13 protein-coding genes are annotated in these 13808 nt (G+C 72.7%); 6 read left to right on the top strand and 7 right to left on the bottom strand.

The features are described 5' to 3' along the window. Positions 1-70: 70 nt before the first annotated feature. From ACWCV3_RS16930 to ACWCV3_RS16910, 5 genes are all read right to left on the bottom strand, one after another. Positions 71-442: a roadblock/LC7 domain-containing protein gene (locus ACWCV3_RS16930; RefSeq protein ID WP_389006771.1), complete on the bottom strand. Its 372-nt coding sequence runs from the start codon at positions 440-442 to the stop codon at positions 71-73. Positions 443-465: 23 nt separating this feature from the next. After that, positions 466-966: a roadblock/LC7 domain-containing protein gene (locus ACWCV3_RS16925; protein WP_451223968.1), complete on the bottom strand. Its 501-nt coding sequence runs from the start codon at positions 964-966 to the stop codon at positions 466-468. A 31-nt stretch (positions 967-997) separates the two neighbouring features. Continuing rightward, a complete protein-coding gene (locus tag ACWCV3_RS16920; protein WP_451223965.1) occupies positions 998-1831 on the bottom strand; it encodes a transcriptional regulator in 834 nt (277 codons plus the stop codon). After that, positions 1828-2217, bottom strand: a complete 390-nt coding sequence (locus ACWCV3_RS16915) for a hypothetical protein (RefSeq protein ID WP_161192007.1) — start codon at positions 2215-2217, stop codon at positions 1828-1830. The genes ACWCV3_RS16920 and ACWCV3_RS16915 overlap by 4 nt, the downstream gene beginning before the upstream one ends. A gap of 206 nt (positions 2218-2423) precedes the next feature. Continuing rightward, a complete protein-coding gene (locus ACWCV3_RS16910; protein ID WP_451223962.1) occupies positions 2424-3824 on the bottom strand; it encodes a diaminopimelate decarboxylase in 1401 nt (466 codons plus the stop codon). Positions 3825-3970: 146 nt separating this feature from the next. On the opposite strand from ACWCV3_RS16910, the gene hutU reads away from it, so the two are divergent. Genes hutU through hutI form a run of 4 tightly spaced genes read left to right on the top strand, consistent with a single transcriptional unit; the run spans position 3971 to position 9442 of the window. Beyond that, entirely contained in the window at positions 3971-5635 is a 1665-nt protein-coding gene (gene hutU / locus ACWCV3_RS16905; RefSeq protein ID WP_451223959.1) for a urocanate hydratase, read from the top strand. A gap of 47 nt (positions 5636-5682) precedes the next feature. Beyond that, the gene (locus ACWCV3_RS16900; RefSeq protein ID WP_451224165.1) at positions 5683-6885 is read left to right on the top strand and encodes an allantoate amidohydrolase; all 1203 of its coding nucleotides are present in this window, start codon (positions 5683-5685) and stop codon (positions 6883-6885) included. After that, positions 6882-8219, top strand: coding sequence for a formimidoylglutamate deiminase (locus ACWCV3_RS16895; RefSeq protein ID WP_451223956.1), 1338 nt, complete (start codon positions 6882-6884; stop codon positions 8217-8219). The genes ACWCV3_RS16900 and ACWCV3_RS16895 overlap by 4 nt, the downstream gene beginning before the upstream one ends. Before the next feature lie 47 nt (positions 8220-8266). Beyond that, positions 8267-9442: an imidazolonepropionase gene (gene hutI / locus ACWCV3_RS16890; RefSeq protein ID WP_451223953.1), complete on the top strand. Its 1176-nt coding sequence runs from the start codon at positions 8267-8269 to the stop codon at positions 9440-9442. A gap of 84 nt (positions 9443-9526) precedes the next feature. On the opposite strand, the gene ACWCV3_RS16885 is transcribed toward hutI, so the two are convergent. Further along, on the bottom strand, positions 9527-10423 hold the full coding sequence (locus ACWCV3_RS16885; RefSeq protein ID WP_451223950.1) for an RNA polymerase sigma factor SigF: 897 nt from the start codon (positions 10421-10423) through the stop codon (positions 9527-9529). 245 nt (positions 10424-10668) lie between these two features. Here ACWCV3_RS16885 and ACWCV3_RS16880 point away from each other — a divergent pair, with 245 nt between their 5' ends. Beyond that, on the top strand, positions 10669-11046 hold the full coding sequence (locus ACWCV3_RS16880; RefSeq protein ID WP_030814352.1) for an STAS domain-containing protein: 378 nt from the start codon (positions 10669-10671) through the stop codon (positions 11044-11046). A gap of 290 nt (positions 11047-11336) precedes the next feature. Then, positions 11337-11897 (top strand): ATP-binding protein, encoded by a 561-nt coding sequence (locus ACWCV3_RS16875; protein ID WP_451223946.1) that lies wholly within the window; start codon positions 11337-11339, stop codon positions 11895-11897. 79 nt (positions 11898-11976) lie between these two features. Here the strand turns inward: ACWCV3_RS16875 and ACWCV3_RS16870 are convergent, their stop codons facing one another. Beyond that, complete coding sequence (locus tag ACWCV3_RS16870) at positions 11977-13482, bottom strand: peptide MFS transporter (RefSeq protein WP_451223943.1); 1506 nt, start codon at positions 13480-13482, stop codon at positions 11977-11979. Positions 13483-13808: the final 326 nt, after the last annotated feature.

Here is a 13808-nt window from a genome sequence, read left to right as displayed (position 1 = left end):
GACGGGCGGCGCGGCCCCCGGGGGGGCCCGCCGCCGTGCCACGGCGCCGGTCTGGTGCGAGAGGGCGCGCTCAGACCTCCAGCTCGGCCTCGATCCGCTTCAACTGGTGCCGGGCCATCGCCAGGTTGGCCCGGCCGTCCAGCACCAGGTAGAGGAACAGGCCGTTGCCGCCCCGGCCCTTCAGCAGCCGGATCAGGTGGTACTGGTCGCTCAGCGTGATCAGGATGTCCTCGATCTCGGCGTTGAGCCCCAGGTGCTCCATGGTGCGCATCTTGGCGCGGATCACGTCGGTGTTGCCCGCCGCGGCGACGTTCAGGTCGAACGTCTTGCTGCCGCCCAGCGTGCCCAGCGCCATGCCGCTGGTGTAGTCGACGAGCGCGACGCCGGTGGCGCCCTCGATGGAGGTGAGTGCCTCTTTCAGCGCCGTTTCGGTGTTCGCCATGGTTCTGCTGTCCTTTCGGAGGTTCAACTCTCGGTTGCGGTCGGTGTTTCGGTGGCCGTGGTCCGCGGAGGACGGGTGGCGGCGCGGGTTCGGGCGGGCGCGGGCCGTACGGGGCGCTCCGGCGGGCGGCGCCGGGCCTCGGCCTCGGCGGCGTCGAGCAGCTCCCCGACGCGGGCGCCGGCCCGGCGGCCCTCCAGGTGCAGCCGCCCGACGTTGACACGGTCCTGCGCGAGCAGCGTCAGGACGGCGGTGCGCCCGGCCGCGTAGGTGGCGACGTAGCCGCGCTCGCCGCGCACCAGCAGCTCCCGGAAGCCGCCGTTGCCGGTGGCGTCGGCGAGCCGGACGGCGACGCCCAGCGAGGCGGCGGTGAGCGCCGCCAGCCCGTCGGGGTCGACACCGGGAGTGTCGTGGGCGACGACCAGGCCGTCCACGCCCGCCGCCAGGGCGCCGGTGAGCTGGGGTACCCGGGTTCGCAGCCGCCGCAGCTCGTCCACGACGGCGGCCAGGTCCGATTCGGGCAGCATCAGCTCTCTCCTCTCGGCGGGCGGTTGCCGTTCAAAGCGCCTCCAGCGCATTCCTGAGCCTCTTCAGCAGCGCGATGTCGGGGTCGGTGACGGTGAGCGGGGCGGGCGGGTGGAACCCCGCGGGCGGCGGCGGGTCCGGCGCGGTCGGCACCGGCACCGGCGCCAGCAGCCCGTCCGCGGTGAGCCGTCGTACGTCCACCAGGGTGTGGAACGCCTGACGCCCCAGGTCGTGGGCGATCCGCAGCGCGGTACACACCCCGTCCACCCGCTCGAGCACCGCCCGCCGCCGGGGCGGGACCTGGGCCGCGCCCGCCGGTTCGGCCCGGACCAGTGGGGCACTGTCGGCGGCGGGGTCGGGCCAGAGCCGGTGCAGCAGCAGGCGCCGGCGCAGTGTCTCCCGCTCCAGCGCCACCACCGGCACCGAGGGCAGCGGGCCCAGCCGGGGCGCGGCGTCGTAGCGGAACCGGCCCGGTGTGCTGCTCGGCGCGAGGGCGAAGTACCCGGCGTCGTACAGCGCGTCCAGGTGGCACAGCTCCAGCGCGCCCTCGGGGAGCAGCCCGGCGTCGAGCAGCAGCCGGGCGGCGTCCGCGGGGCTCGCCGAGTGCTCGGTGGCACGCCGCCAGGCGGTCGCCGCGAGGGTGCCGTGGGCCGTGAGGAGCACGCCGAGGCCGGGGGCGAGCGGACTCTCGGCGTGCACCACTCTGCCCTGGGCCAGGTAGAGCGTGCCGTGCTCGCGGACGAGGACACCGGTGGCCTCTTCCTCCGCCAGCCGTCTGAGCATCGGGGACAGCGCGCCCGCTGCCGCCTCGCGCTGGTCGCCCCGGTCCCGCACGGGCAGCGGCGGGGGTATGTCCACCACGGTCATCCCAGCACCAGCCGGTCGGCCATCTCGCCGAGCCGGATGCGGGCGAGCGCGAGATTGCCCTCCGCCCGTCCCACCCACAGATGGAGGAAGACACTGCTGTCGAAGGACGTGTCCACGAACCGCAGCAGGTGGTAGCTGTCGTGGTTGCTGACGATCACGTCCTCCACGGGCGGCCGCCCGTCCGCGCTCTCCCCGGCCGAGAAGGCGCCGTGCTCGGCGGCCAGCCGGGCCAGTTCGGCGGCCTCGGCGGCCGTGGTCTCGTGGTCACCGCCGGGCGCCTCGCCGACCGTGCCGAGGGCCAGTCCACTCGTCCAGTCCACCAGCGCCGCTCCCCGCGCGCCGGGCAACCGCATGGCTTCCAGTAAGCATTCGTCGATTCCGGGCACCGTGGGCTCCCTCCCCGCCTGGGACTCCGGCTCAGTGACACTGACACTACGCAACGTGTGCGTGGCGGGTGAGGGCTTTGGCATTTTCCGTTGGAACGTGCGTCCGGCGTACTAGTGTGGGCCGATTGGCCTGCGTTGAGCGGAAGTCGGCCTCTTTGTCCGCCGACCCTCGACCGGCTCTTTGTCCTCCGGGCGGAGTTCCCGCGTCAACGGCTCCCGGGCGCGTCCAGGGTGGTGAGCGCGTCCGCGTGCGCCCCTCCGGACTCGGCCACGATCTGGTCCACCGTCTGCGGCTCTCGCACCACCGCGAACCCCACGCCCCCGGCACCGTCCGGCAGGAAGCCGTAGACGCCGGGCCGGGCCAGGGAGTTGTACGAGTAGTGGTGGGCGAAGTAGTACGCACCGGTGTCCAGCACCGCTGCCAGATCGCCCTGCTCCAGCGCGGGCAGTGAGCGGCCCTCGGCGAGCAGGTCCCCGGAGAAGCAGGCGGGACCCGCCACGTCCTGCACCACCTCCGGCCCGGACCTGGGCCGCCCCTCGGCGTCGTACGCGGCGACGCGCAGCGGCCACTGCCCGGGGGCGTACACCGTCCGCGCGGCCACCTGCACTCCCGCGTGCGTCACGGCGATCCGCCGGCCGCCCGCGCTCTTGGCGTACTCCACCCGTGCCAGCACGGTGCCGTGCTTGGCCAGCAGCGACCGGCCGAACTCGGTCACCAGCCCGTACCGCCCGTCGAACAGCCCCGGCACCTCCTTGGCCAGCAGCCGGGCGTAGTCCGCGTACGTCGGCGCGGTCGCCTCGGCCGTGAAGTCGACCGGCAGCCCGCCGCCGATGTCCAGGGTGTCGATCCGGCGCCGGCCGGCCCGCTCGTTGATCTCCTCCGCCAGGGCGTACGCCTCCGCCACGCCCCGTGCCATCAGTGGCAGCGGGATGCCCTGCGAGCCGGTGTGCGCGTGCAGCCGGGTCAGCCAGGGCCGCTCCAGGTAGGCGCGCACCACCCACTCCCTGGCCCCCTCGTCCAGCAGGGCCACCCCGAACTTCGAGGTGGGCGTGGCCGTGGAGGTCGCGCCGATCGTCCCGCCGCCGACCTGCGGGTTCACCCGGATGCCGAGGGGGGACCGGGTGGGACCGGCTGCCAGCAGGGCGTCGATCCGGGCCAGCTCCTGCGGGTTGTCCGCGTTGACGGCGACCCCCAGCGCCAGCGCCTCGCGCAGCTCACCGGGGGTCTTGGCGGGGGAGTCGAGCACGGTCCGGGAGGCGGGCACCCCGGCCGCGCGGACGAGTGCCAGCTCGCCGGGGCTCGCCGCCTCGGCGCCGAGGCCCGCCGAGTGCAGCAGGCGCAGCACGGGCACCAGCGGGGCGGCCTTCACCGCGAACGCGTGCAGCACCGGGGTGCCCGGTGCCACCACCGCGTCGAAGGCCGCGTGCAGGGCCGCCGCCGACTCGCGGATGCCGGCCACGTCCAGCAGCGCGACCAGCGGCGCGTCGGGGCCGAGCAGCCCGTCGGTCACCGCGCCCCGCACGGCGGCGTCCCGCCGGGCGACACGCGCGGCGGCCTCCCGTTCCCGCTCGCCGGTGCCGTCGCGCCCCACGCTCTCCTGTGCCACGGTGTGCCCTCGTCCCTCTCGCTCGCCCCCGTCCACGGTTCCAGCCAAACATTCCCGAGGCGCGGACGATGGCACCCGGTACCTATTGACTAGCTCTATTCACAACTGGACTATGTGAATAGAGACAGCAACAGGAGGAGCACACGATGTCGGGACCCCGCCCCGTACGAGCACCGCGCGGCACGGAACTGAGCACCCTGGGCTGGCAGCAGGAAGCCGCCCTCCGGATGCTCCAGAACAACCTCGACCCCGAGGTCGCCGAGCACCCCGACAAGCTCGTCGTCTACGGCGGCACCGGCAAGGCCGCCCGCGACTGGCGCTCCTTCGACGCCATGGTGCGCACCCTGCGGACGCTGAAGCAGGACGAGACGATGCTCGTCCAGTCCGGCCGCCCGGTCGGCGTCATGCAGACCCACGAGTGGGCGCCGCGCGTCCTGATCGCCAACTCCAACCTGGTCGGCGACTGGGCCAACTGGGAGGAGTTCCGCCGCCTGGAGGCCCTCGGCCTCACCATGTACGGCCAGATGACCGCCGGTTCCTGGATCTACATCGGCACCCAGGGCATCCTCCAGGGAACCTACGAGACGTTCGCCGCCGTCGCCGCGAAGAAGTTCGGCGGCACCCTGGCCGGCACCATCACCCTGACCGCCGGACTCGGCGGCATGGGCGGGGCCCAGCCGCTCGCCGTCACCATGAACGACGGCGTGGCCATCTGCGTCGACGTCGATCCGCGCGCCATCGAGCGCCGCATCGGGCACCGGTACCTCGACGTGAAGGCCGACAGCCCGGAGCACGCCCTCCAGCTCGCCACCGAGGCCCGCGACGCCCGCCGCCCGCTCTCCATCGGCGTCCTCGGCAACGCGGCCGAACTGGTCCCGCAGCTGCTCGCGATGGGCGCCCCCATCGACATCGTCACCGACCAGACCTCCGCGCACGACCCGCTGTCCTACCTCCCGGTCGGCGTCGACTTCGAGGACATGGCCGACGCCGCCGCGAAGGACCCGGCCGGGTTCACCACCCGCGCCCGCGAGTCCATGGCCCGGCACGTCGAGGCGATGGTCGGCTTCATGGACGCGGGCGCCGAGGTCTTCGACTACGGCAACTCCATCCGCGGGGAGGCCCGGCTCGCGGGCTACGACCGCGCGTTCGCCTTCCCCGGCTTCGTCCCCGCCTACATCCGGCCCCTCTTCTGCGAGGGCAAGGGCCCCTTCCGCTGGGCCGCGCTGTCCGGCGACGCGGCCGACATCGCGAAGACCGACAAGGCGCTGCTGGAGCTGTTCCCGGAGAACGAGTCCCTCGCGCGCTGGATCAGGATGGCCGGTGAGCGGGTGCACTTCCAGGGTCTTCCGGCCCGGATCTGCTGGCTCGGGTACGGGGAGCGGGACAAGGCGGGGGAGCGGTTCAACGACATGGTGGCGAGCGGTGAGCTCGCCGCTCCGCTGGCCATCGGGCGGGACCACCTCGACTGCGGGTCCGTCGCGTCGCCCTACCGGGAGACCGAGGCGATGCTGGACGGGTCCGACGCGATCGCCGACTGGCCGCTGCTGAACGCCATGGTCAACGTGGCCTCCGGGGCCTCCTGGGTCTCCGTCCACCACGGGGGTGGCGTGGGGATGGGGCGGTCCATCCACGCGGGGCAGGTGAGTGTCGCCGACGGCACGAAGCTGGCGGGGGAGAAGATCCGCCGGGTGCTCACGAACGACCCCGGCATGGGCGTCATCCGGCACGTCGACGCCGGGTACGACATCGCGGAGTCCGTCGCCGCGGAGCGGGACGTACGGGTGCCCATGCGTGAGGGTGGGGACGCGTGAGGGACGGCGGGGCGTCGCCGTCCCCGGGTCCCGCCTCCTTCCAGGAGATGTGGCGGGAGCTGGCACCCATCGGGCGCCATCGGGACTCCGGCGGGTACCGGCGGTACGCCTGGACCTCGGCCGACGCCGAATGCCGGGCCTGGTTCCAGGAGCAGGCCGAGGGACGGGGGCTCAGCTACGAGGTCGACCGGAACGGGAACCAGTGGGCCTGGCTCGGGGACCCCGCCGCCGGGGACGCCGTGGTCACCGGGTCGCATCTCGACTCGGTGCCCGACGGCGGCGCCTTCGACGGTCCCCTGGGAGTCGTGTCCGCCTTCGCCGCGCTGGATGAACTCCACGCTCGCCGGGTCCCGTTGGACCGGCCCCTCGGGATCGTCAATTTCGGGGACGAGGAAGGGGCGCGGTTCGGGCTGGCCTGTGTGGGGTCGCGGCTGGCCGCCGGGCAGCTCACCGTCGAGCAGGCGCACCTGCTGACCGACGGGGACGGGATCAGCCTGCCCAAGGCGATGGCGGCCGCCGGCCACGACCCGGACGCGATCGGCGCCGACCCCGAGCGCCTCGCCCGTATCGGCGCGTTCGTCGAGCTGCACGTCGAACAGGGCCGCGCGCTGGACCTGTCCGGCGACCAGGTCGGCATCGCCAGCTCGATCTGGCCGCACGGGCGCTGGCGGTTCGACTTCCGGGGCGAGGCCAACCACGCCGGCACCACCCGGCTCGTGGACCGGCGCGACCCGATGCCGACGTACGCCGAGACGGTGCTCGCCGCCCGCCGGGAGGCCGAACTCGCCGGAGCCGTGGCCACGTTCGGCAAGATCTCCGTGGAGCCCAACGGAGTCAACGCCATCCCCTCGCTGGTGCGGGGCTGGCTGGACTCCCGCGCCCCCGGCCAGGAGGCGCTGGACGCGGTCCTCGACGGCGTCACCCGGGCCGCGCGGGAGTACGCGGAGGCCCACGGCGTCGACCTGGACGTGGTCCGGGAGTCCTACACCCCGGTCGTGGAGTTCGACCACGCCCTGCGCGACGAACTCGGCCGCCTGCTGGGCCGGGAGACCGGCTTGACGGTGCCCGTGCTCGGCACCGGCGCCGGGCACGACGCCGGGATCCTCTCCGGAACCGTCCCGACCGCCATGCTGTTCGTGCGCAACCCCACCGGTGTCTCGCACTCCCCGGCCGAGTCCGCGACCGAGGACGACTGCGTGGCCGGGGTGCGCGCCCTCGCCGACGTACTGGAAGGACTGACCCGCAGGTGACCCAGGGAACCTACTGGCTGGAACACGCCTGGCTCGGCGGCGTCGTCGAGCCGGGCGTGCTCGTCGAGGTCGCGGACGGCCGCGTCACCGCCGTCCGCACCGGCACGCCCGCCCCGCCGTCCGGTGCGGAGATCCTGCGCGGTCTCACCCTGCCCGGCCTCGCCGACGCGCACAGCCACGCCTTCCACCGGGCGCTGCGCGGCACGGTCCAGGTCGGTTCCGGGACCTTCTGGACCTGGCGCGAGGTGATGTACTCCGTCGCCGACCGGCTGACCCCGGACACCTACCACGCCCTCGCCCGCGCGGTGTACGCCGAGATGGCCCTCGCCGGGATCACCTGCGTGGGGGAGTTCCACTACCTCCACCACGCCCCCGGCGGCACGCCCTACGCCGAGCCCAACGCCATGGGCGAGGCCCTGATCGCGGCCGCCGCCGAGGCCGGCATCCGCATCACCCTCCTGGACACCGCGTACCTCTCGGCGGGCTTCGGCGAGCCCCCCAACCACCATCAGCTCCGCTTCTCCGACGGCACCGCGGACGCCTGGGCCGAACGCTGTTCGGTTCTCAAGGAGCGGGATCACGCGCGGATCGGCGCGGCCGTCCACTCCGTAAGGGCCGTGCCCGCGGCCCAGTTGGCGACCGTCGCGGGCTGGGCCGAGGAGCGGCGGGCCCCGCTGCACGTCCACCTCTCCGAGCAGACCGCCGAGAACGACGCCTGCCTCGCCGCGCACGGCGTCACCCCGGCCCGGCTGCTCGCCGACCACGGCGTTCTCGGACCGCGCACCACCGGTGTGCACAACACCCATCTGACCGGCGAGGACATCGCCCTGCTCGGCGGCTCGGGCACCGGTACCTGCATGTGCCCCACCACCGAACGCGACCTGGCCGACGGCATCGGGCCCGCCGCCGCCCTGCAGAGCGCGGGCTCCCCGCTCTCCCTCGGCTCCGACAGCCACGCCGTCATCGACCTGCTGGAGGAGGCACGCGCGATGGAGCTGGACGAGCGGCTGCGCACCCGCACCCGCGGTCACTGGACCGCGGGCGCGCTGCTGCGCGCCGCCACCGAGGACGGCCACGCGGCACTCGGCTGGCAGGAGGCGGGCGCCATCGAGCCGGGACGCCTGGCCGACTTCACGACCATCGCCCTCGACTCGGTCAGGACGGCCGGACCGCCGCCCCGGCTCGGCGCCGAGACCGCCGTGTTCGCGGCGAGCGCGGCGGACGTCCGGCACACGGTCGTGGGCGGCCGCCAGGTCGTACGGGACGGGGCGCACACGCGGGTGCCCGATGTGCCCTCGGCCCTCGCCGAAGCGATCGGCGCCCTGCGCGACTGACCCCGACCGGCACCCCCGCCGGCACGACAGAGGACACCGAGCACACCATGAGCAGCAGCACCGCCATCACCGACATCGCCACGCTGGTCACCAACGACCCCTCCCTCGGTGACGGTTCCCCTCTCGGACTCATCCAGGACGCGGCCCTGGTCATCGACGGCGAACGCGTCGTGTGGGCCGGTGAGTCGAGCAGAGCACCCGCCACCGACCACCGCCTCGACGCCGGTGGAAGGGCGGTCCTGCCGGGCTTCGTGGACTCCCACTCGCACCTGGTCTTCGCCGGGGACCGCACCGCCGAGTTCAACGCCCGCATGTCCGGCCGCGCCTACAGCGCCGGCGGCATCCGCACCACGGTCGCCGCCACCCGCGCCGCCTCCGACGCGGAGCTGGAGGCGGGTCTCGCCCGCCACCTGGCCGAGGCGCTCCGCCAGGGCACCACCACGATGGAGACCAAGTCCGGCTACGGCCTCACCGTCGAGGACGAGTCCCGCGCCCTGCGCCTGGCGGCCGCCCACACCGACGAGGTGACCTACCTCGGCGCCCACATCGTCGCCCCCGAACTCGCCGGGGACCCGGCCGCGTACGTCGCCCTGGTGACCGGGGAGATGCTGGACGCCTGCGCACCGCACGCCCGCTGGATCGACGTGTTCTGCGAGAAGGGCGCCTTCGACGGCGACCAGGCCCGCGCCGTCCTCACCGCCGGACGCGCCAGGGGCCTCCACCCGCGCATCCACGCCAACCAGCTCTCGTACGGTCCGGGCGTCCAGTTGGCCGTCGAGCTGGACGCGGCCAGCGCGGATCACTGCACCCACCTCACGGACGCCGACGTGGACGCGCTGGCGAACAGCGGCACGGTCGCCACGCTGCTGCCCGGCGCCGAGTTCTCCACCCGCGCCCAGTGGCCGAACGCCCGCCGTCTGCTGGACGCGGGGGCCACGGTGGCGCTGTCCACGGACTGCAACCCCGGCTCGTCGTACACCTCGTCCGTGCCGTTCTGCGTGGCGCTTGCGGTGCGGGACATGGGGATGACCCCGGACGAGGCCGTGTGGGCGGCCACGGCGGGCGGAGCGGCCGCTCTGCGCCGGACCGACGTGGGGCGGCTCACCCCCGGCAGCCGGGCCGACCTGGTGCTGCTGGACGCGCCGAGCCACGTCCACCTGGCCTACCGTCCCGGCGTACCGCTGGTCGAGGGAGTGTGGCGGGCCGGTGCCCGCATGGTCTGAGACATGGCAGGAGGCGGCCCCGCCTTGTCGGCCGGGCCGCCTCACGCGTACGGGAATGGTCCGCCCTCCGGCGGCGCCAAGCCCCTACTCCTCCAGCGTCAGTCCCTTGCGCAGCCGCGTCAAAGTACGGGACAGCAGCCGGGAGACGTGCATCTGGGAGATGCCCAGCTCCTCGCCGATCTCGGACTGGGTCAGGCCCGCCACGAAGCGCAGGGAGAGGATCTTGCGGTCGCGGGGCGCCAGTTCGGCGATGAGGGGCTTCAACGACTCGACGTACTCGATGCCTTCGAGCCCGTGGTCCTCGTACCCGATGCGGTCCGCGAGCGCGCCCTCGGTGTCGTCCTCGGCGGGCTGCGCGTCCAGGGAGGAGGCGGTGTAGGCGTTCGAGGCGGCCATGCCCTCGACGACCTCCTCGGGGGAGAGCCCGAGGCGCTCGGCCAGTTCCGCGACGGTGGGGGCGCGGTCCAGCCGCTGGGCCAGCTCGTCCCCGGCCTTGGCCAGGTCGAGCCGCAGCTCCTGCAGACGGCGCGGGACGCGCACGGACCACGAGGTGTCACGGAAGAAGCGCTTGATCTCGCCGATGATGGTCGGCATGGCGAAGGTCGGGAACTCGACCCCGCGCGACATCTCGAAGCGGTCGATCGACTTGATCAGGCCGACCGTGCCGACCTGGACGATGTCCTCCATGGGCTCGCTGCGGGAGCGGAACCGCGAGGCGGCGAACTTCACCAGCGCCAGGTTCAGTTCGACGAGGGTGTTGCGGACGTACGAGTACTCGTACGTGCCCTCCTCCAGCGAGTCCAGGCGCTCGAAGAGCGTCTTGGACAGGGCCCGCGCGTCCACCGGGCCGACCTCGTCGAAGGGCGGGATCTCGGGGAGCCCCGCCAGGGGGTCGAGAGGGGCGATGGTGTGGTCCAGCGTTTCCGGTGGGGGTGTCGACGTCGCTTCGTGGGTAGGCGATCCGTCGAGCCGGGCTGACATGGGTGTCCTCCATCGTTCTCGGCATATGGCTGCCGAAGCCGATACGTGCACTGCGATGTGCGGCGCCTCCGAAGCCGGCGTGTAGGGATGTGCGACGTACTAGCCCTACCCGCTCCGGCGAGTCGGCCGCAAGTGTCATTTGTGGCGATATGCCCGTTTCTGGGGGGTTGTTCGGGTGTCGAAGTGTGGCTGGAAGGCGTAATGTTCGTGGGCATCAGCAGCCAAGACCTCGGGAGAGAGACGGCATGGACCACGGGACGGTCGGCAGCGCACAGTCGGGCCGACTTCTGGTGGAGGTGCGGGAAGAAGGCTCCAGCGCCGTAGTGACGCCCGCGGGTGAACTCGATCACCACACCGCCGACCTACTGCGCGAGCCGCTCGACGACCTCCTGGAGAAGGGCTTCACGCGACTTGTCGTGGACTGCTCGCGGCTGGAGTTCTGCGATTCGACAGGACTGAACGTGCTGCTGGGGGCCCGCCTCAAGGCGGACGCCGCCGGCGGTGGCGTGCACCTCGCGGGCATGCTTCCCGTGGTCGCGCGCGTGTTCGAGATCACGGGAGCCGAGGCGGTCTTCACCGTCCACGACTCCGTGGAAGCCGCCCTCGCGGGCGAGACCGGCTGACTCCTCCCGTACGCCCCTCCAGGCCGCCGCTCACGAGCGGCGGCCGAATGAAGGGGTGTTCCGGGGGATCAGTCGGGCAGGAGACATCTGAAACCTTTCGGTGGCCCCGCCGCCGAAACCGCTCCGGGAACCGGACCAAGGGTCCGGCGCGACGTATGTGGCGAGGGGCGGCCGCCGAAGGTGACGGAGGCAGCACGCGGACACCGGGCGGACGGTGAACCGGCCGTCCGGGACCGAACGGAGTCGGACTTGTGAATCGTGTACTGGTGGATCGGTGAGGTGAAGCGCTGATGAGCACCACCCGGCCCTACTCGCCGGGCGACGGTGGCCCGGAGCCGAGCGGCGCTTCCGGCATGCCCGGAGAAGGCGTGGCGGCGTCCGAGGCGGCCCTGAGCGCCGCCCTGCCCGTCGCGCCCTCCGAGGCCGCGCCGGAGGCGAGGGGACGGCAGGTCCGCAGACTCGGCCTGGACGGAGAGAGCGGGGTGGTCCCGCTCGCCCGTGACTTCACCCGCCAGGCGCTGTACGAGTGGGGCTGGCTGCCCGCCTCGGGCGCCGAGCAGCGGGCCGCCGCGGAGGACGTGCTCCTCGTCGTCTCGGAGCTGGTCACCAACGCCTGTCTGCACGCCGACGGACCGGACGAGCTGGTCCTGTCCTGCGACCGCAAGGTGGTCCGTCTGGAGATCACCGACCGCGGCGCCGGCGAGCCCGCCCCCCGTACCCCGCACCAGGCCGGCCGCCCCGGCGGCCACGGCATGTTCATCGTCCAGCGCCTCAGCCTGGACTGGGGCGTCGTACGCACCCCCGACGGCTCCGGCAAGACGGTCTGGGCGGAACTGGCCGCCCCGGCCTGAGCCGCGCGCCCGGAAGAACGGCGAAGGGCCCCGCATCCTCGATGCGGGGCCCTTCGTGCGTCCGGCGGAGCGGCTCAGGTCAGTTGACGTCGCCCATCAGGGCCTTGACCCTCTTGCGGTACATCCAGACCGCGAGACCGGCGACCACGGCCAGGATCGCCTCCAGGGCGACGAAGCCCATCTTGTCGAGGTTCACCCCGCCCACGGCCGGGTTCGACAGCAGGGCGGTGATCGAGTCACCCGCGGTGACCGCGAGGAACCAGACGCCCATCATCTGCGAGGCGTACTTCTTCGGCGCCATCTTCGTGGTCACCGACAGGCCCACCGGCGACAGCGCCAGTTCGCCGACGGTCTGCACGAAGTAGATCGCCACCAGCCACATCGCCGCGGCCTTGTGACCGCCCTCGGCGATCGACAGCGGAGCGAGGAAGAGGAAGAAGGACGCGCCGACCAGGACCAGACCGGAGCCGAACTTCACGATCGTGCTCGGCTCCTTGCCGCGGCGGTTCAGCCACAGCCACAGCCAGGCGAAGACCGGGGCCAGCGCCATGATCATGATCGGGTTGACCGACTGGTACCAGGAGACCGGGAACTCCCAGCCCGCGATGGTGTTCTTCGCCGAGCTCTCGGCGAACAGCGACAGGGTGGAACCACCCTGGTCGTAGATCATCCAGAAGACGGCGGCGGCGACGAAGAACCAGACGTACGCGGAGACCTTCGAGCGCTCGGCGGGCTCCAGGTCCTTGTCGCGGTAGATCCGGGTGATCACCATGATCGGCACGATCAGACCGATGACCGTGAGCGGGATCAGCGCCCAGTTCAGCGTGAAGTGGCCGGTGCCGCCCACCAGGGCGTAGAAGACCGCGGCGATGCCGAGCCAGATCAGGCCCTTGCGCAGCGTGGCCTTCTTCTCCTCGGCGGACAGCGGCGTCGGGACCTCGTTGCTCTGCGCGGCGAGGTGACGGCCGCCCAGCAGGTACTGGACCAGGCCGAGCGCCATGCCGAGCGCGGCCAGCGCGAAGCCGAGGTGCCAGCTGACGTTCTCGCCGACCGTGCCGATGGCCAGCGGAGCGATGAAGGCGCCCAGGTTGATGCCGATGTAGAAGAGGGTGAAGCCACCGTCACGGCGCGGGTCGTCCACGCCCTTGTACAGGTGGCCGACCATCGTGGAGATGTTGGCCTTCAGCAGACCCGAGCCGAGGGCGACCAGTACCAGGCCGATGTAGAAGCTCGCGGCCACGGGCAGGGCCAGGCACAGGTGGCCGAGCATGATGATGAGACCGGAGACGGCCACCGTCTTGCGGGGACCGAGCAGGCGGTCCGCGACCCAGCCGCCGGGCAGGGCGAGCAGGTACACGAGCGACAGGTACACCGAGTAGATCGCCGTCGCGGTGCCCGCGCTCAAGTGCAGGCCGCCCGGAGCGACCAGGTACAGCGGGAGCAGGGCCCTCATGCCGTAGTAGGAGAACCGCTCCCACATCTCGGTCATGAACAGAGTGGCCAAGCCGCGGGGGTGGCCGAAGAAGGTCTTCTCGGTGCCCGGGGTCTCCGGACGGACCGAGTCCTTCGTCAGGCTGGACGCCATGGTCGTTCCTTGCTGGTCGGGACGCGCGATGGAGCGCTGCGCGCCCGGTGGGGGTGCGGCCGGCACCGGCAGGGTCGGGCGTCCACCCCCACGCCCTGGGGGTTCCCGCATCGATCACGTCGAAGGCGGAAGGACGGCGACCACCGGGATCCACGCTCCTACGCGTCACTGCGTACGGAGCCCGGCCAGAGGTCATTCCTTTCGAGGCTGAGCGGGGTCAGCCCGCACAGAAAGAGAGACCCTCGGCGTCGTCTGCCCGCCAAAAGGTCCCCGGTGTGCTACAGGCGTTCAGCTCACCATACGGCAGGACACCGCCGGATATGGAA

The organism is Streptomyces sp. NPDC001781, from assembly GCF_053596035.1.
This window is presented reverse-complemented; position numbering and strand designations above follow the sequence as displayed.

Excerpts from the sequence above, each read along its gene's own strand:
- ACWCV3_RS16875 (WP_451223946.1), top strand. The coding sequence starts at position 11,337 with ATGAGCACCACCCGGCCCTACTCGCCGGGCGACGGTGGCCCGGAGCCG.
- ACWCV3_RS16870 (WP_451223943.1), bottom strand. The coding sequence starts at position 13,482 with ATGGCGTCCAGCCTGACGAAGGACTCGGTCCGTCCGGAGACCCCGGGC.
- ACWCV3_RS16920 (WP_451223965.1), bottom strand. The coding sequence starts at position 1,831 with ATGACCGTGGTGGACATACCCCCGCCGCTGCCCGTGCGGGACCGGGGC.
- ACWCV3_RS16880 (WP_030814352.1), top strand. The coding sequence starts at position 10,669 with ATGGACCACGGGACGGTCGGCAGCGCACAGTCGGGCCGACTTCTGGTG.
- hutI (WP_451223953.1), top strand. The coding sequence starts at position 8,267 with ATGAGCAGCAGCACCGCCATCACCGACATCGCCACGCTGGTCACCAAC.
- ACWCV3_RS16900 (WP_451224165.1), top strand. The coding sequence starts at position 5,683 with ATGTGGCGGGAGCTGGCACCCATCGGGCGCCATCGGGACTCCGGCGGG.
- hutU (WP_451223959.1), top strand. The coding sequence starts at position 3,971 with ATGTCGGGACCCCGCCCCGTACGAGCACCGCGCGGCACGGAACTGAGC.
- ACWCV3_RS16930 (WP_389006771.1), bottom strand. The coding sequence starts at position 442 with ATGGCGAACACCGAAACGGCGCTGAAAGAGGCACTCACCTCCATCGAG.
- ACWCV3_RS16885 (WP_451223950.1), bottom strand. The coding sequence starts at position 10,423 with ATGTCAGCCCGGCTCGACGGATCGCCTACCCACGAAGCGACGTCGACA.
- ACWCV3_RS16925 (WP_451223968.1), bottom strand. The coding sequence starts at position 966 with ATGCTGCCCGAATCGGACCTGGCCGCCGTCGTGGACGAGCTGCGGCGG.